At 72.1% G+C, this 16,434-nt stretch carries 13 protein-coding genes; 9 read left to right on the top strand and 4 right to left on the bottom strand.

Annotation, left to right across the window (positions count from 1 at the left end; all coding sequences use genetic code 11):
* The first annotated feature begins 311 nt into the window (after nucleotides 1-311).
* Together ABC304_RS01645 and ABC304_RS01640 are read left to right on the top strand one after the other, a co-directional pair.
* Complete coding sequence (locus ABC304_RS01645) at nucleotides 312-698, top strand: GNAT family N-acetyltransferase (protein ID WP_412928582.1); 387 nt, start codon at nucleotides 312-314, stop codon at nucleotides 696-698.
* On the top strand, nucleotides 695-1,681 hold the full coding sequence (locus ABC304_RS01640) for a pirin family protein (RefSeq protein ID WP_412928581.1): 987 nt from the start codon (nucleotides 695-697) through the stop codon (nucleotides 1,679-1,681). The genes ABC304_RS01645 and ABC304_RS01640 overlap by 4 nt, the downstream gene beginning before the upstream one ends.
* 123 nt (nucleotides 1,682-1,804) lie before the next feature.
* Here the strand turns inward: ABC304_RS01640 and ABC304_RS01635 are convergent, their stop codons facing one another.
* Nucleotides 1,805-5,389, bottom strand: a complete 3,585-nt coding sequence (locus ABC304_RS01635) for a S8 family serine peptidase (protein WP_412928580.1) — start codon at nucleotides 5,387-5,389, stop codon at nucleotides 1,805-1,807.
* 131 nt (nucleotides 5,390-5,520) lie between these two features.
* Between ABC304_RS01635 and ABC304_RS01630 the strand changes: the two genes are divergently transcribed.
* Genes ABC304_RS01630 through ABC304_RS01620 form a run of 3 tightly spaced genes read left to right on the top strand, consistent with a single transcriptional unit; the run spans nucleotide 5,521 to nucleotide 8,686 of the window.
* Nucleotides 5,521-6,159 carry an ECF transporter S component gene (locus ABC304_RS01630; RefSeq protein ID WP_412928579.1) on the top strand — a complete coding sequence of 213 codons (639 nt, stop codon included), beginning with the start codon at nucleotides 5,521-5,523 and terminating at the stop codon, nucleotides 6,157-6,159.
* A 2-nt stretch (nucleotides 6,160-6,161) separates the two neighbouring features.
* A complete protein-coding gene (locus tag ABC304_RS01625; protein ID WP_412928578.1) occupies nucleotides 6,162-7,904 on the top strand; it encodes an ABC transporter ATP-binding protein in 1,743 nt (580 codons plus the stop codon).
* A complete protein-coding gene (locus tag ABC304_RS01620; protein ID WP_412928577.1) occupies nucleotides 7,901-8,686 on the top strand; it encodes an energy-coupling factor transporter transmembrane component T in 786 nt (261 codons plus the stop codon). Before ABC304_RS01625 ends, ABC304_RS01620 begins: the two co-directional genes overlap by 4 nt.
* Nucleotides 8,687-8,697: 11 nt before the next feature.
* Here ABC304_RS01620 and pip read toward each other — a convergent pair whose 3' ends face one another.
* Complete coding sequence (gene pip / locus ABC304_RS01615) at nucleotides 8,698-9,669, bottom strand: prolyl aminopeptidase (RefSeq protein ID WP_412928576.1); 972 nt, start codon at nucleotides 9,667-9,669, stop codon at nucleotides 8,698-8,700.
* Nucleotides 9,670-9,789: 120 nt separating this feature from the next.
* On the opposite strand from pip, the gene ABC304_RS01610 reads away from it, so the two are divergent.
* The 3 genes from ABC304_RS01610 to ABC304_RS01600 all read left to right on the top strand — a co-directional run bounded on the left by ABC304_RS01610 (nucleotide 9,790) and on the right by ABC304_RS01600 (nucleotide 12,875).
* Nucleotides 9,790-11,136, top strand: coding sequence for an HNH endonuclease signature motif containing protein (locus ABC304_RS01610; RefSeq protein WP_412928575.1), 1,347 nt, complete (start codon nucleotides 9,790-9,792; stop codon nucleotides 11,134-11,136).
* A 180-nt stretch (nucleotides 11,137-11,316) separates the two neighbouring features.
* A complete protein-coding gene (locus ABC304_RS01605) occupies nucleotides 11,317-11,943 on the top strand; it encodes a hypothetical protein (protein ID WP_412928574.1) in 627 nt (208 codons plus the stop codon).
* Between the two features lie 23 nt (nucleotides 11,944-11,966).
* Nucleotides 11,967-12,875 carry an SMP-30/gluconolactonase/LRE family protein gene (locus ABC304_RS01600; protein WP_412928573.1) on the top strand — a complete coding sequence of 303 codons (909 nt, stop codon included), beginning with the start codon at nucleotides 11,967-11,969 and terminating at the stop codon, nucleotides 12,873-12,875.
* A gap of 40 nt (nucleotides 12,876-12,915) precedes the next feature.
* Here the strand turns inward: ABC304_RS01600 and ABC304_RS01595 are convergent, their stop codons facing one another.
* Nucleotides 12,916-14,079 carry an acyl-CoA dehydrogenase family protein gene (locus ABC304_RS01595; RefSeq protein ID WP_412928572.1) on the bottom strand — a complete coding sequence of 388 codons (1,164 nt, stop codon included), beginning with the start codon at nucleotides 14,077-14,079 and terminating at the stop codon, nucleotides 12,916-12,918.
* A 159-nt stretch (nucleotides 14,080-14,238) separates the two neighbouring features.
* Nucleotides 14,239-15,147 (bottom strand): M15 family metallopeptidase, encoded by a 909-nt coding sequence (locus ABC304_RS01590; protein WP_412928571.1) that lies wholly within the window; start codon nucleotides 15,145-15,147, stop codon nucleotides 14,239-14,241.
* Between the two features lie 203 nt (nucleotides 15,148-15,350).
* On the opposite strand from ABC304_RS01590, the gene ABC304_RS01585 reads away from it, so the two are divergent.
* Complete coding sequence (locus ABC304_RS01585; protein ID WP_412928570.1) at nucleotides 15,351-16,427, top strand: Rv2578c family radical SAM protein; 1,077 nt, start codon at nucleotides 15,351-15,353, stop codon at nucleotides 16,425-16,427.
* Nucleotides 16,428-16,434: the final 7 nt, after the last annotated feature.

Raw genomic sequence — 16,434 nt, 5'->3', positions numbered from 1 at the left:
GCCCGATGCCTGCTGCGCCCCCGCCCTCGACCGCGAGCTCGCCTTGACCGCGCCTCGCCCTTGACCGCGAGACTGCAGCGGTGCGGCGAGACAATGGGCAGTCCCCTAGGTCTCGTCGCGCGAGTGCAGTCTCGCGGTCGGCGGCTCAGCGCTCGGGGAGGTGCAGACGTGCGAGGTAGCGCTCGGTGCGGCGTGCGGGCCCGCGGGCTGTCGTGCGGCGAACGGTCAGATCAGCGCGACGAACGGTCGACGCGCATGGCGGACCACCGCCGCGGCGACCTACGTTGGACGCAGCGAAGAGAGGACTTCCCGTGACCCAGCCCAGCGCACCCGTGACCGTCACCCGCAACGAGGAGGCCGGCCGCTACGAGATCCACGTCGGCGACGAGCTCGGCGGGTTCTCCGAGGTCGAGACCGACGACGAGGGCCGGTGGGTCTTCCCCCACACCGAGGTCGACCCGGCGTTCGCGGGACACGGTCTCGGCGGCACGCTCGTGGGCGAGGCGATGGCGGATGCTGCGGCCCACGACGCCACGGTGGTGCCGCTGTGCTCGTTCGTGGCCAAGTACCTCCGCGGGCATGAGGTCGAGGGTCTGCGCATCGACTGGGCTGCGGCCGGTCGCGACGAAGCGGGCCATCGCCCGAGCGCGGACGACGGTGCGGCCGGCGCCAGCAAATCGGGCGGCTCGGGCGTATGACCCGGCTCGACGTCGACGCGGAGTCCGTGGCGGAGCCCGCGCCGGAGGGCCTCGGCCCGCGGACCATCCTGCTCGAGAGCCGCGAGGTTCCGCTGGGCGGTGTGCGCGGGATGTCGGTGCATCGCGCGCTGCCGCAGCGCGACCTGCCCATGGTCGGCGCGTGGTGCTTCCTCGACCGGTTCGGACCGCAGGAGACCCGCATGCGGGTCGAGCCGCACCCGCACATCGGCCTGCAGACGGTGACGTGGCCGTTCGTCGGCGAGGTGCGCCACCGCGACACCGTCGGCAGCGATGTGGTCGTGGCCCGCGGCGCCCTGAACCTCATGACGAGCGGCGCCGGCATCGCCCACTCGGAGTATTCGGTCGGCGACGGGCCGGTGCCCCTGGACGCGCTGCAGCTCTGGGTCGCCCTCCCCGAGAGCCGGCGCCACGGCGGACCGGCGTTCGAGCGGCACGAGGCGCTCCCCGAGATCGCGCTGCCGGCCGTGCACGGTGCCGACGGCGTCGCGACGGTCGTGCTCGGGGAGCTCGGCGGAGCGGTGTCGCCCGCCTCCGCCTTCACCCCGATCGTCGGCGCCGAGCTGCACGTCCCGGCAGGGTCGCGGGTGCGCATCCCGCTGCACCCGGAGTGGGAGTATGCGCTCGCGGGCGTCTTCGGCGAGGGGATCGCCGCGGTCGACGCCGACGAGTCGCTGCCGGTGGATGCCGCGCATCTGCTCTATCTCGGCACCGGTCGCACGGTCATCGAGGTCTCCGCCGAGGCGGACACGACGCTGTTCCTGCTCGGCGGCGAGCCGTTCGAGGACGACATCGTCATGTGGTGGAACTTCGTCGGCCGCTCGCACGAGGACATCGTGGAGGCGCGCGACGCGTGGGAGGCGGACGCATCGCGCTTCGGGCACGTCGTGGACCACGGGGCCGAGCGGATCCCGGCGCCGCCGCTCCCGGGCGTGCGCCTCACGCAGCGCCGCCGGCGGCTCTGAGCGACGCGTCATCCACGGATGTCGCGGCTCTGACCGATCGAGCTCGACGGATGCCGCGGCGCGCGCCGCAGCATCCGCTCACGCAGAAGCGCCCGGGCCTGAGCCCGGGCGCTTCTCGGTGGATCAGCGCAGGACGAGGAACCCGGTGAGGCCCCACGACGACTGCACGGTCTCACTGCCGGCGTAGGTCGCGACCACCACGTGGATGCCGCGCGACTGCTTCGGCAGGTTGAACGTCACAGCACCGTCGGCCAGCGTGCCGGTGTAGGTCTGCGAGCCGACCCAGATCGTGACGCTGCCGGTGGCCGCCTCCCCGCCCGACGGGGTCACCTTGACGGTGACCGCGTAGGGCTGCGAGGACGAGCCGATGTACCGGTTCATGCTCACCGTCGTGCGCGAGGTGTACTTCACGAACACCTCGTTGCTGACGGCCGTGCCCGCGTTGGGGTTGCCGGCCGCGGTCGCGGTGACCTGCACCGACAGCTTCGTCCCGACGTCGCCCTGCGTGACGCGGTAGCGGGCCGACGTCGCGCCGTCGATCGGCTCGCCGTTGCGGAGCCACTGGTAGGCGACCGTCACGTCGGCCGGATCCCAGGTGCCCGGGGTGGCCGTGAAAGTCTTGCCGACCTGCGCCGTCCCGGTCACCGCGGGAGCGACCGTGGCGACGGGTGCCGCCGGACCGCTGTCGACCGAGAGGATGGTGCGCACCGCGGAGTCGCCGTAGCCGACCACGCCGAGGTAGCGCGTGTCGGCCTGCAGGCCGCTCCACGACAGGGTGTACTTAGCCTGCTCGCCGCGGACGACGGGCAGCGGGTTCGGCGTCGCGGTGAGCGATCCCTCGCCACCGGGGGTGACGATCGCCGTGGTCATGTCCCACGTCATCGGCACCGGCGTGGCGTACATGTCGACCTCGATGAGGTAGTACCCCGCGGTCGGGTCGTTCAGCGTGACCCGCTCGTCCGCCGACGCGGTGGCCGACGAGAACTTCTCGTAGTAGCGCGTGTCGGTGGGGCTGACGATGCGGTACACGCTGAGGTCGAGGTCGGTCCCCTCCGTGTCGTCCGAGGAGTCGAGATCGAACTGGGCGAGGGTCGCACCCTCGGGCACCTCGGTGATCCAGGTCACGAGGCCGTTCTCATCGCCCGAGTCCTGGTCGCCGGAGTGGCCCTCGACCGGGTGGGTCGGGTCGGTGAGCAGCGTCACCGGCGCGAGACCCGACAGGTTGAGCGCGAGGTCGCCCGTCAGGCCGGCGTCGATGGTGACGTCGGTGCTGCCGGTGATGCCCGTGCCCTGCACCTCGGCGGGGGCGTCGGCCGTGACCGGACGCACCGCGATCGGCGAGCGGACGTTCGTCGTCCCGTCGGTCCAGGTGAGCGAGCCGGTGGCCCACTCCTCGACCGGCGCGGTGGCGTTGGAGAACGTCACCTCGAAGGTGTGCGACTCGCCCGCGGCGCCGAACGTCAGCGACGAGGGGCTCACCGTCACGTCGACGCCCGGGACCTCGGCCGACACAGTGTAGGTGCCGGGAGCGGTCGCGGTGAGGGTGCGCGTGAGCGTCTGCTCCTTGGACAGCGTGCCGATCGCGAGCGACGGCAGGTTGAGGTCGCTCGGGTCGATCGGGTCGACGCCGAAGTCCGCCAGGCCGAGGCCCTGCAGGTAGGCGCGCCAGTCGCCCACGCCGTTCAGGTACAGCAGTCCCGGGTCGAGGAACTTCTTCGCGTCGACCTCACCCGCGCCCTGTGCGAACGGATCGGTGTTGGTCGATCCGTCGCCGTTGAGCGTGTCGTAGGCCGTCGTCATCATGGCCGACTTGATCTCCGCCGGCGGCGCCAGCGGGTGGGCCGTCAGGTAGAGGGCGGCGAGGCCGGCGATGTGCGGGGCGGCCATCGAGGTGCCCGACAGGAAGTTGTACGTCGTCGGGGAGCCCAGCGGGTTGTTGGTCGCGGCGAGGATCGCCACGCCCGGTGCGGCGATGTCCGGCTTGAGGACGTCGCTGCCGTCGGCGAGCATCGGTCCGCGGCTGGAGAAGCCCGCGACGACCGGCGTGGGCGTGGTGACGCCCGTGGTGTTCTCGCCGACGAGGGTGGCGGTGGCATCCGCGGTGTTACGCACGTAGTCCAGCAGCGGCGTGCGGTACTGCGCGTCGATGTGGACGGTGGGCACCGCGTGGAAGTCGTTGTCCACCGAGCTCGGCGTGACGTTGACGAGGATCATGCCGATGCCGCCGGCCGCCTTGACGACGTCCGACTTCTCGGTGCGCGCGTTGGTGCCGCGATCGCAGACGACGATCTTGCCGGCGACCTTCGCCGGGTCGAGGGTGTCGGGGAAGCAGAGCGCGGCGTTCGCGCCCGCGTCACCCGCCGCGGCGACGTCGCCCGCGTAGACCACCGGTCCGGTGACGGGCTGGCCGGCCGGCACGGAGACCGAGGCGCCGGCGGCCTGGAAGCCGTTCGGCAGCTGGACGGTGCCCTCATAGGTCGGGATCGTGGATGCCGCGACCGTCGTGTACCAGGGGGACGCGTGGTCGGCCGTGGACGCTCCGGGGCCGGAGTTGCCCGCGCTGACCGAGACGAAAACGCCCGCGACGGCGGCGTTGTAGAAGGAGATGTCATCGGGCTGCAGGACGCTCGTGGCCGAGCCTCCGCCGATGGAGTAGTTGATGACGTCGACGCCGTCGGCGACGGCCGTGTCGATCGCGGCCAGCAGGTCGCTCAGCGCGCAGATGTCGTCGGTGTTGTCGGCCGGGTCGGGGCCGTCGTAGCAGGCCTTGTACGCCGCGACCTTGGCGGCCGGCGCGACGCCCGAGATGAGGCCGAAGTCGACGCCGTTCACGGATGCCGGCACGTCGTGGTTGCCCGCGGCCGTGCTGGCCGTGTGCGAGCCGTGCCCCGCGCCGTCACGCGGCGAGAGGATGTCGTATTGGAAGTCGAACCCGGCCGCTGCTGCGCCCGTGGTGAAGTACTTCGCGCCGACGATCTTCGTCGAGTAGTCGTCGGCGCTCCACTGCGCGCCTTCGACGCGCTCGCTGCGGAACTCGTTGCCGTCGCTCTTCTGGAACACGACGTCGTTGCCGTCGAGGTAGGGCTCGTCGCCCGGGGTCGTGCCGAGCGGGTCGCCGGCGAACGAGGCGTTCTCGGGGGCGATGCCGGTGTCGACGACACCGACCACCACGCCCTTGCCCGCACCCTCCGTGCCGCCGAGGCGGCTCCACACGCCGTTGTCGCCCTCCAGACCCAGGAACTCGGTCGAGGGGACGGCGTCGGGGTGACGGATCTCGTCGGGGAAGACGCCCTTCACGCCGGAGATGCCGCTGACCTTCGCCGCCTGCTCCGGAGACATCGTGGCGCTGAAGCCGTTGAGCGTGGTCTGGTACGTCTCGAGGGGGTCGACACCGCTGGCCGCGGCGACGTCCTCCTGCCGCTGCTCGAGGAACGCCTGGTACTCCTTGACGTCGACCGACTGGCTGTCGAGTCGCCGCCCCTCGTCGGGACGGGTCGGCGCGAGGCCGGCCTCACCGCCCGTGTACGTGGCGACCGGGTCCTCGTCCAGCAGCACGATGTAGTTGCCGGTGGGCGACTCGATCGGTGCGGGCGGCGGCGCGTCCGGGGCGGGGGTGGCGGCGAATCCGGCCGAGGCGGCCGATCCGGTGAACAGTGCGGCGAGTGTGACGACCGCTGCTGCTCGCACGGTGTTGCGAACCATAGTCATGCGCTCCTAGAGATGGGGAGGAAGCGAAACCGCACGACGACGTACGGCTCCCGCAAACCTAACTCACGGTTTTCACTCAGGGAACGGGATCGGGTGAGAAGGTGATGAGAGGTCGCGGATAGGCTGAGCAGGTGGCCCAGCGAACCCGCATCTCGACGAGCGTTCTGCTCATCTGCGCGGCGATCGGGGTCGCGACGGGCGTGCTCGGCGGCGTCGCCGGCTGGGTGACGGTGCCTCTGCTGGCCGCGCTGCCGGTCGTCTACGGCTTCCTCCTCGGCGTGCACGTGCTGCCCGGGATCATCGCCCAGGAGCTGCTCCGGATGCCGTGGGTGGCCCTCACCGCGCACGCCCTGGCTGCGCTGGTCTCCAGCGCGATCGCGCCGATCTACGCCGCGCAGTTCCTCGGCACGGCGCTGCTCTTCGGGGCGATCCAGGAGCTCGTCGCGGCAGCCGTCCGCTACCGGTCGTGGGCCGCGTGGCGCTTCTTCGTCTCGGCGCTCGTCATCGGCGTCGTCGTGGCCGCCGCCGTCTATTTCGCCGCCCATCTGTCGACCCTCCCCGGGTGGGCGCAGATCCTGTACCTGGTGTTGTCCGTGCTCGGGCCCGTCGCCTGGACAGCCGTCGGCCTCGCAATCGGCGCCGGGCTCCGGCGCGCGGGCGTCGGTCGCTCCGGGGGCGGTCGTCCCGGCGCTCGTGGGCGTCCAGCGACCGGTGGCTCGGGGATCGATCCTTCCGGCGCAGGGCGGACCGGCGCCGGCCCCCGCCGCTGACCGTGGCCGCGGCATCCGCTCGTCCGCCGCTGCTCAGCGTGCGCAACCTCGCGATCACGCACGACGGGGAGTCGACGGCGACGCCGGCCTCGGCATCGTTCCAGGTCGCTCGCGGCGAGGTGGTGCTGCTGCTCGGCCCCAGCGGTTCGGGCAAGTCCACGCTCGCCCTGGCGCTCAACGGACTGATCCCGCACGACGTCCCCGCCACGCTGGAGGGGACGGTCGAGGTCGACGGACTGTCGACGATCGAGACCTCGGTGGCCGTGCTCAGCACCCGGGTCGGCATGGTGTTCCAGGACCCCGACGCGCAGCTGGTCACGGGCACGGTGCTCGACGAGGTGGCGTTCGGACCCGAGAATCTGCGGATGCCGGTGGCCGAGGTGCTGCAGAGGTCGGAGGCCGCGCTCCGGCGCGTGGGGCTGTGGGAGCGGCGGGCGGAGAACCCCGACCGCCTGTCGGGCGGCGGACGGCAGCGCCTCGCGATCGCCTGTGCGCTGGCGATGGGATCGCCGCTGCTGGTGCTGGACGAGCCGACCGCCAACCTCGACCCGCGCGGGGTCGACGAGGTCTACCGCGCCCTCGCCGAGGTCGTGGCCGACGGCGAGCACGCCGTCGTGCTGATCGAGCACAACCTCGACGCGGCGATGCACCTCGTCGATCGCGCCGTGGTCCTCGACCAGGAGGGCCGGGTCATCGCGGACGGTCCGGCGCGGGCCGTGCTGCAGGAGCGCGCCGTCGAGCTGCACGCGCACGGCGTCTGGCTGCCCGCGGCGGCGCTGGCGGCGCTGCGCCTGCGGCGGGCGGGGTGGATCCTCGACCCGCTGCCGCTCGACCCGCCGGAGCTGCGCACGGCGCTCGAGGGCGAGGCGGGGCCGGTCTCCGGCGGTTCCGGCGCGACTGTTCCCGGCGCGAGTGCTGCCGCCTCCGGCGTGCGCCTGGATCCACCGGCCGTCCGGGTGCGCGGGCTGTCGCTGAAGCGCGGTCGCGCGGAGGTGCTGCGCGACATCGACCTCGACGTCGCGCGCGGCTCGTTCACCGCGGTGGTCGGCGCGAACGGTGCGGGCAAGACGTCGCTCGTCCAGGCGATCGCCGGCGTCGTCCGGCCGCCCCGCGGCACCGTGGCGGTGGGCGATCTCGACGTCGGCGGGGCCGGCATCCGCGAGCTGAACACCGCGATCGGCTTCGTCTTCCAGAACCCCGAGCACCAGTTCGTCGCCCACACCGTCCGCGATGAGCTGGCATACGGCCTCCGTCGGCTCCGCCTGTCCGGCGACGACATCGACGCGCGCGTATCGCGGATGCTCGACCGCTTCGGACTCGCCGCGAAGGCCGACGCGCACCCGTTCCGACTGTCGGGCGGGCAGAAGCGGAGGCTCTCGGTCGGCACCGCGCTCATCGCCGGCGCCCCGGTGCTGGCGCTCGACGAGCCGACGTTCGGTCAGGACCGCGCCCGCGCCGACGAGCTCCTGTCGATGCTGGCCGATCTGCGTGCCGAGGGCACGACGGTCCTCATCGTCACGCACGACATGCAGCTCGTCAGCGAGTACGCCGACCACGTGGTCGCGCTCGCCGACGGCGAGGTGGTGGCCGCAGCATCCACGTGCTCCGTCTTCGCGAGCGACGCGCTCATCGAGGCGGCGGGGCTCGCGCAGCCGCCGCTCCGACGTGCGTTCGCGGGGCTGACGCGGCATCCGTCGCTCGCCGGTGTCACGCGGCTCGCCGACCTCCCCGGGGGTGACCGGTGACCTCCGCCGTCGAGACGCCCCCCGCGACGCGCGGCGTGCGGTTCCTGCACGGCCTCAATCCGCTCGCCGCGCTGGCGGCCCCGCTGCCGGCGATGGTCGCGCTCGTCCTCGTCCGGGATGCCGCGACCCCGGCCGCGTTCCTCGTGCTGGCCGTCGTGGTGCTCCTCGTGGGGGTCCGGCCGAGTCGGCGGCTGCTCGGCGCGCTCCTCGTGCTTCCGGTGGTCGTCGTCGTGCTGGGCCTCGGCTTCTCGCTGTGGACGGATCCGGCCGCGGTCGCCCGGACGCCGGTGGTGTGGGAGGCGGGCGCGTGGCAGCTGCGCGCCGGCGCACTGGAGATCGGCCTGTCGACGGGGCTGCGGCTCGCGGCGATCGTCGCGCTCAGTCTGATTCCCGGGCTGTCGATCGACGGCACCGACCTCATCCGTGCGAGTGTGCAGCAGCTGCGGGTGCCGTACCGGATCGGCTACACCGCCCTGGCCGCGCTGCGGTTCGTGCCGCGGTTCGGCCACGAGCTGGAGGTGATCCGGCAGGCGCATCGCGTGCGCGGCGCCCACGCCGGGCGTGGACCGTTCGCGGCGATCGGCCGGTGGTGGGGGTACATGATCCCGCTGCTGGCCGGCGCGATCCGGCACGCGGAGCGGGTCGCCCTCGCGATGGACGCGCGCGCCTTCGGCGCCCATCCCGATCGCACCGAGCGGCATCTCGTGCCGTTCCGCACGAGGGACGTCGTGTTCGTGGTGCTGTTCTGGGCGGTGACGGCGGGGCTGTTCGTGGTGGTGTGAGGTCGGCGGGCTCAGGCCCGCGGGCCGGACGCCGTTGCGCCGAGACGATCGACCATCGCATCGATGGCGCGCGAGGTCCGTTCCATCTCCTTCTCGCCGCCGTGTCCCTCGTCCTCGACGATGATCAGCTCGCTGCCCGGCCACGCGCGATGGAGCAGCCACGGGGTGATGGCCGGTCCGCTGATGTCGTACCGGCCGTGGATGAGGACGGCGGGGATGCCGGCGAGTTCGGCGATGCGATCGCGGATGCGGTCGGAACCGGTCAGGAAGCAGTCGTGCGCCCAGTAATGGGTGACGAGCGTCGCGAAGTTGAGGCGTTGCCGAGCGTCGTCGAACAGCGGCCCGGGGGTCCAGTTCGGGTCGAGGGACACGGTGGTGGACTCCCATTCGTCCCAGGCCGACGCCGCGTCGGCGCGCACCGCCGGGTCGGGATCGCGGACCAGACGCGCGTACGCCTCGACCACCCGCTCGCCGTCCGGCGCGCGCGACGCGAAGCGCTCCCAGGCCTCGGGGAACACCATGCCGACGCCCTCCGTGATCCAGTCGATCTCCTCCCGGCTGCCGGACGTGACCGCGGTGAGCACCAGCCCGCCCACGCGTGAGGGGTGCTGCAGCGCGTAGGCGAGGGCCAGGGTGCTGCCCCAGGAGACGCCGTGCAGCAGCCAGCGCTCGATTCCCAGGTGCTCGCGAAGCGCCTCGATGTCGGCGATGAGCGTCGGCGTGGTGTTCGCGTCCAAGGTGTCGAGGCTGTCGCACGCCCACGGCGTGCTCCGTCCGCATCCCCGCTGATCCAGGCCGACCATGCGGTACACGGACGGGTCGAAGCGGCGCCGATAGCCTCCACGCCCGAGGCCGCTCCCCGGTCCGCCGTGCAGATAGAGCGCAGCATGCCCGTCGGGGTTGCCCGACGCCTCCCAGTACAGCTGCGAACCGCCGGGACGCGCCAGCGACCCGTGCTCGTACGGCTCGATCGGATCATGCACGTTCGAATGATAGGTGGGGGCGGGGCTCCCTCGGCCGCCGATTCGGGGATCGTCCGGCCCTGCGGCGAGCGCGGGTCTGACGACGGGGCCGATGTCGGAACCCCTGGTCAGAATGGGTTCATGACCGATCGCTGGGCCGCCGACTCCCTTCCCACGGAGGAGGAATCCGTCATGCTGTCCGAGCTGGTCGCCACCCTCCAGCAGGCCCATCGCACGATCGGCACCCTGCAGGCGCTGGAGGCGCAGCTGCTGTCCGCGGCGGTCGCGCTCGCCGAGGAGCAGGCATCCCGCGGACCGGCGGGCACCGTGGAGTCCGACCTGCCGTTGCGGTCCATCGCGGCCGAGCTTGCTGCCGCCCTCCGGGTGAGCGATCGCACGGTGCAGCGACGACTGTCCGACGCGCACGTCGCCGTCGACCGGTTCCCTGCGGCGGTCACCGCCCTCGCCGAGGGGCGCATCAGCCGCGCGCACCTGTCGGTGATCGTCGACGCGGGCATCGGCATCGACGATGCGGGCGCGCGTGCGACGTACGAGGCTCGCGCGATCGACAAGGCCGCGCATGAGACGCCCGGCAGACTGCGAGCGATCGCACGTGCGCTGGCGGAGGAGGCGCGGTCGACGTCGATCGACGAGCGGTACGCGGAGGCGCGCCGGCTGCGGCGCGTCGTCGTCACCGACCTCGACGACGGCATGGCGGAACTGCTCGCCGTGCTCCCCGCGGCTCTTGCGCACGGCATCCACGACCGCCTGACCCGAATGGCGCACGCGACCACGCGACAGGGCGCGTCCGTGGAGCGATCGAATGCCGACGGCGGCCGCGAAGCGATGTCCGGCGGTGAGGCGGGCGATGCTTCACCGGCCGTCGCGGTGACCGACGACCCGCGCTGCATCGACGAGCGCCGAGCCGATCTGCTGTGCGATCTGGCGCTGACGGGCCTGGCTCACGGCCACGGCGACGGGCTGGAGGCGATCGCCGCGAGCGTGCAGGTGACGGTCCCGGTGACCACGCTCGCTCTCGGTGAGGGGCGGCCGGCCGTGCTCGGTGGCCACGGGCCGATCGACCGCGACACCGCGGCACGCCTCAGCGCCGCCGCGCCGGCGTGGGATCGCGTGCTCACGGACGCCTCGAGCGGCGCGGTCGTGGCCGTCGACCGGTACCGCCCCTCAGAAGACCTGCGGCGGTTCCTCCGCGCACGCGACGAGCGATGTCGATTCCCCGGATGCGGGGTGTCCGCGCGGCGGTCGGATCTCGATCACACGAAGGATGCTGCATGGGGCGGTCCAACGGAGGTCGAGAACCTCGCCCATCTCTGCCGTCGACATCACGTGCTGAAGCATCAGTCGGCGTGGAGCGTCGAGCAGGCCGGCGGCGGGGTGCTGCGGTGGACGAGTCCGACCAGGCGCGTGTACCTCGACGCCCCCGCGCCGATGGTGCGCTTCGTCGCCGACGACCCACCGCCGTTCTGATCGCTCCCAGAGCCGGGACCCAGATTCGCGCCAGGATCCGGACGAGCGCCGAGGTCGGGATGGGGATCGAGATCGAGATCGGGATCGGGATCGGGATCGGGATCGGGATCGGGATCGGGATCGCGTCAGCTTGCCGACCCGCCCCAGTGCGGCGCGCATACCCCTCGCTAGCCTGGACCCATGCGGCAGGTGACGAGGACGTGGACCATCGCCGGCAGCGGACTCATCCTCTGCGGGGTGCTGGGCATGATGCGCTTCACCATGTACGGCGGCCCCGGCACGGCCGTCCTCACCGCCGTCGCAGACGTCGTGTGGGCGGTCGCCGTCCTGCTCTTCGCGATCGGGCTCTCGCGAGAGGCGAGCGTCGTCGCCCGCCGCCCCCTCGGCCTCACGGCGCTGGCGATCGTAGCACTCTGGCCGCTCGCGGCGACCGCGCTGGGGGCGGCCCTCTCGCAGACCGATCCGACGGGCGCGGGCGCGGGCTGGCAGGTGCTGGGCTACGCCTCGCTCCTCATTCCCGCGGCGGCAGGCCTCATCGGCGGCGTGCAGCTCGGGCGCGCGGGGGTGATCCCGGCGCCGTGGCGGTGGGCTCCGCTGTGGGTGCTGGCCGCGCAGGCCGCGGCATGGGCCCTGCCGCAGATCCTCTTCGTCGCACTCGGACCGGACGACGTCCAGCCCGTCGCGGCAGCACTCGCCGCCATCGGCACCCTTCCCTTCCTGGCCGCCACCGTCGGACTCGGCGTCCTCGCGCTCGTGCTCGCCGCTCGACAGCGTCCCGCGAGCGTCGACGTGTTCCGCTCCGCCTGAGCCGACGACCGAGAGACGCACCCGTGACCGATCCCCTCCTGCCCGAGGGCACCCGCATCGACCGACTCGCAACCGGCGGGATCTGGACCGAGGGACCCCTCTGGATCCCCGCCTCCCGCACGGTGAGGTGGAGCGACATCCCGAACGACCGCATCCTTCAGTGGAGCGCCGCCACGGGCGAGACCTCCGTCCACCGGCAGGGCGTCGAGTTCACGAACGGACGCGCACTCGACACCGACGGCAGCGTCATCCAGTGCTCGCACGGCCGCCGCCGCCTCGAGCGCGAGCGGCCTGACGGTACCGTCGAGGCGATCGCGTCCCACTGGAACGATGCGCGCCTCAACTCCCCCAACGACATCGCGATCGCCCCCGACGGGTCGTACTGGTTCACCGATCCCGACTACGGCATCGTCCAGCCGAACGAGGGCCATCCCGGCGAGCGCGAATACGGCGCGCGCTTCGTCTTCCGCTGGTCTCCCGCCGACGGACTGACCCCGGTCATCACCGACATCGTCCAGCCCAACGGCATCGCCTTCTCGCCCGACGGTCGCACGGTCTACGTGACCGACACCGCCGCGGGCCTCGACGACGGACCCGGCCACTGGATCCGCGCCTACGACGTCACCGGCTCCACCGAGCACCCGTGCATCGGCGCCGCGCGCGGCCACACCTTCGCCGTCATCGACGTCGGCCTGCCCGACGGGATCGCCGTCGACGAGCGCGGACGCATGTGGTCGTCGGCGGGCGACGGCGTGCACGTGTTCGAGCCCGACGGCACCGAGATCCGCTTCATCCCGGTGCCCGAGGTCGTCTCCAACCTGTGCTTCGGCGGCGACGATGGAACCGACCTCTTCATCACCGCCACGACGAGCCTGTACCGGCTCCGCACATCCACGCGCGCAGCGGCACGGCCGACGGGCGCAGCGGACTGAGGGCGACGGATGCCGCGGCGCGAGCCGCGGCATCCGTCCCTCACTTCCGGCCGGTCACCCGCCGGGCGACGATCTCGCGCATGATCTCGTTCGTGCCGCCGTAGATGCGGTGCACGCGCGCGTCGAGGAACGCGCGGGCGATCGGATACTCCGTGATGTAGCCGTAGCCGCCGAACAGCTGCACGCAGGTGTCGAGGATCTCCCACTCGCGCTCCGTCGACCAGAACTTGACCTTGGCGGCCTCATCCGGCGACAGCTTGCCCTCGGAGTACAGCATCATCGCGCGGTCGATGTAGGCCCACAGCACGTCGACCGTGGTGGCGACGTCCGCGATCTTGAACCGCGTGTTCTGGAAGTCGATCACCGGCTGGCGGAACGCCTCCCGGCTACCCGTGTACTCGAGAGTCCAGGCGAGCGCAGCCTCCGAGGCCGCCGCCGCCGCGACGCCGATCGACAGGCGTTCCAGCGGCAGGTTCATCATCAGCTGGACGAAGCCCTTGCCCTCCTCGCCGCCGATCAGGTTCTCGTCGGGCACGAAGACGTCGCTGAAGCTGAGCTCGGCGGTGTCGTGACCGGCGAAGCCCATCTTGTGGAGCTTCTTGCCGTGATCGAACCCGTCCATCCCGTTCTCGAGGATGAGGAGGCTGAACGCGTCGGGACGGTTGCCCTCGCCGGTCTTCACGAACGTGACCACGATGTCGGCGGTCTTGCCGGAGGAGATGAACGTCTTGGCGCCGTTGACGAGGTACCCGCCGTCGACCTTCTTCGCCGTCGTCGAGATGCCGCGCAGGTCGGAGCCCGCCCCCGGCTCGCTCATCGCCAGCGCGCCGAGCACGTCGCCCGTCGCCATCCCCGGCAGCCACTTCTCCTTCTGCGCCTGCGTGCCCATGTGCACGAGGTACGGCACGGCCAGATCGTCCTGGATGCCGAAGGCGCCGGCGAGCGAGCCCGCACCGGCCTTGATGATCTCCTCGTTGACGACGGCGCGGAAGCGGTAGTCCTGCAGCATCCCGGCGCCGCCGAACTCCTCGGGGACGGACAGGCCGATGATGCCCGACTCGCCGGCGGCCTTCATCGTCGCGCGGTCGATCTCGCCCGCGGCGTCCCACTGCTCGCGCTTCTCGTTCGTCACGAAGCGCTTGACGAACTCCTTGACGACCTCGCGGAACGCCTCGTGGTCCTCGTCGTAGATCTCGCGGTCCATGCCCGGTCCTTCCCTCTCCGCCGCGCGGAGACATCTCGGTGGCGAAGGCCGGAACGGCCGCGGCGCCTGCGGCGATTCTATGTCTCCGAATCGATGAACGAGCCGGGGATGTGGGATCGCATCCCACTCGACGTGGAACTGGGTGTCGCGTTCCGATGCTCAGTACGTCGGCGCCGCGGGCAGCCCGAAGAACTCCTCCAGGCTCAGCCAGCCACCGTCGTGATACGCCTGCGCCAGCTCGGTGCCGACGAAGCGCAGATGCCAGGGCTCGGGGATGTACCCGGTCACGTCGGTGCGCCCCGCCTCGTAGCGGACGATCCACCCGAACCGCCAGGCGTTGGCCGCCGTCCACGCGCCCTGCGGCGTCGCGGCGAGGTCGTCCAGCGTGCCGCACCCCCCGCCGTCGCAGGCCACCACGTCGGCCGCGAGGCCCGACTGGTGTTCGCTGTATCCCGGACGGGCGACGGATGCCTCGACCTCCGGTCCGCCCGAGCCGAAGTTGTTCTGCTGCGTGACGTAGGAGCGGTAGCCGCTCTCGAGGGCGATCTCACCGGCGCCCTCCGCCGCGGCGGCGGCGACGAGCGCGGACAGGGCGGCCGCGGCATCCGATCGCAGCGTCCCGCCCTCGATGCTGCGCACGCCGGCGGGCAGCTCGCGCGGCGACGGCTCGTAGTCGACGGGCTGGAACGGGCGATTCTTGTTGACGACCGTCCAGACGTGCCCCGGATCGGACAGCGACACGCACGCCAGGGTTCCGGCGGCGACGCCCTGGCGCAGCCCGTCGGGTCCACCGGCGGCGGCGATGACCGCGGCATCGTCGCCGGCGGCCAGCGCGGCGGTGACCGTCGCGTCCGCGCACAGGTCGACGGCTGCGACGGAACTGCCCACGATCGTCGGCGCGGGGAGGGCGTCGGCCTGCGCTGGGGCGGGCGAGGCGGCGAGGGCCGCCGGCGTCGCGGAGGATGCGGATGCCTCGGCCACCGGCCCGGCGTTCAGCACCGCCGACACGGCGACGGTCGTGCCGACGACGAGGGCGACGGCCATCGCCAGCGCGAAGACGAGCCGCACGCGGGCGGCCCGGCGTCGGCGGCGGCACGCTCGACGTCACGCGCGGGAGGGTGCGCGCGACGGGAGGTGCCGACGTGCGGTTCGGGTGCCGTCACGCTTCCATTGTGAACGCCGGGGCTGGGTCGCGCGATCGGGGTGGTGCGAGCTTCGATCGATGTCGCGCTGTGCTTGACACACATTCGTACATCTGTTCGTATGGTGTCATGCGTTGGCAGGGACAGGAGCTCGGGGTGCCGGATGCCGCCGCCCTGCCAGGACTCGAGCGCATCGACGGTCTCGTGCGATCGGTCACGACGCCGGAGTTCGCCGGCATGACCTTCCACGAGGTGATGGCCAAGAGCGCCCTGAACAACGTCCCCGGATCATCGGGCATGCCGTTCGACTGGACCGTTAACCCCTACCGCGGCTGCAGCCACTCCTGCGTCTACTGCTTCGCGCGCGGCACCCATGAGTACCTCGACCTCGACGCGGGACGCGACTTCGACTCCCAGGTCGTCGTGAAGGTCAACGTGGCGGAGGTGCTGACGAAGGAGCTGCGGCGCCCGTCGTGGCAGCACGAGCCCGTCATGCTCGGCACCAACACCGACCCGTACCAGCGCGCCGAGGGCCGCTACGCCCTCATGCCGGGGATCGTGTCCGCGCTCGCGGAGTCGGGCACCCCGTTCTCGATCCTCACCAAGGGCACGCTGCTGCGGCGCGACCTGCCGCTGATCACCGAGGCCGCGGCATCCGTCCATGTCGGACTCGCCATGTCGATCGCGATCTTCGACGACGTGCTCCAACACGCGATCGAACCCGGCACTCCCTCGGCGAAGGCGCGACTCGACACGGTGCGGGCGGCGACGGAGGCCGGCTTCCGCGTGACGGTGTTCCTCATGCCCGTCCTGCCCCACCTCACCGACTCGGTCGCCGCTCTCGACCACGCGCTCGAGCTCATCGCCGCCGCCGGAGCGTCACGCGTCGTCTTCGGCGCGCTGCACCTGCGACCGGGCGCGAAGCAGTGGTTCATGACCTGGCTCGAGCGGGAGCATCCCGACCTCGTGCCGGCGTACCTGGGGCTGTACCCGGGTGTGGCGTCGTATGCGCCGAAGGGCTACCGGTCGTGGCTGACGCAGCGGGTCAGACCCCTGCTGCGCCGGCACCGGCTCGACGGCTGGGCCGAGGAGGAGGGCGTGCGGCGAGCGCCGTCGCCGGGGCTCGCCGCACGCACAGCGGCGGCCCGCGTGGTCACGACCACAAGAGGTCGTGCCGCGCAGACCGCCGCTCCGATGCTGTTCTGAGGGCGTC

The sequence above is a fragment of the Microbacterium jepli genome, assembly GCF_047237905.1.
GTDB lineage: Bacteria > Actinomycetota > Actinomycetes > Actinomycetales > Microbacteriaceae > Microbacterium.
Note: the sequence above shows the minus strand (reverse complement) of the source record. Positions and strands in the feature narration are given on the sequence as shown.

Coding starts and splice junctions, on each gene's coding strand:
- ABC304_RS01585 (WP_412928570.1), top strand. CDS start 15,351: ATGCGTTGGCAGGGACAGGAGCTCGGGGTGCCGGATGCCGCCGCCCTG.
- ABC304_RS01605 (WP_412928574.1), top strand. CDS start 11,317: ATGCGGCAGGTGACGAGGACGTGGACCATCGCCGGCAGCGGACTCATC.
- ABC304_RS01610 (WP_412928575.1), top strand. CDS start 9,790: ATGACCGATCGCTGGGCCGCCGACTCCCTTCCCACGGAGGAGGAATCC.
- ABC304_RS01640 (WP_412928581.1), top strand. CDS start 695: ATGACCCGGCTCGACGTCGACGCGGAGTCCGTGGCGGAGCCCGCGCCG.
- ABC304_RS01635 (WP_412928580.1), bottom strand. CDS start 5,389: ATGACTATGGTTCGCAACACCGTGCGAGCAGCAGCGGTCGTCACACTC.
- ABC304_RS01595 (WP_412928572.1), bottom strand. CDS start 14,079: ATGGACCGCGAGATCTACGACGAGGACCACGAGGCGTTCCGCGAGGTC.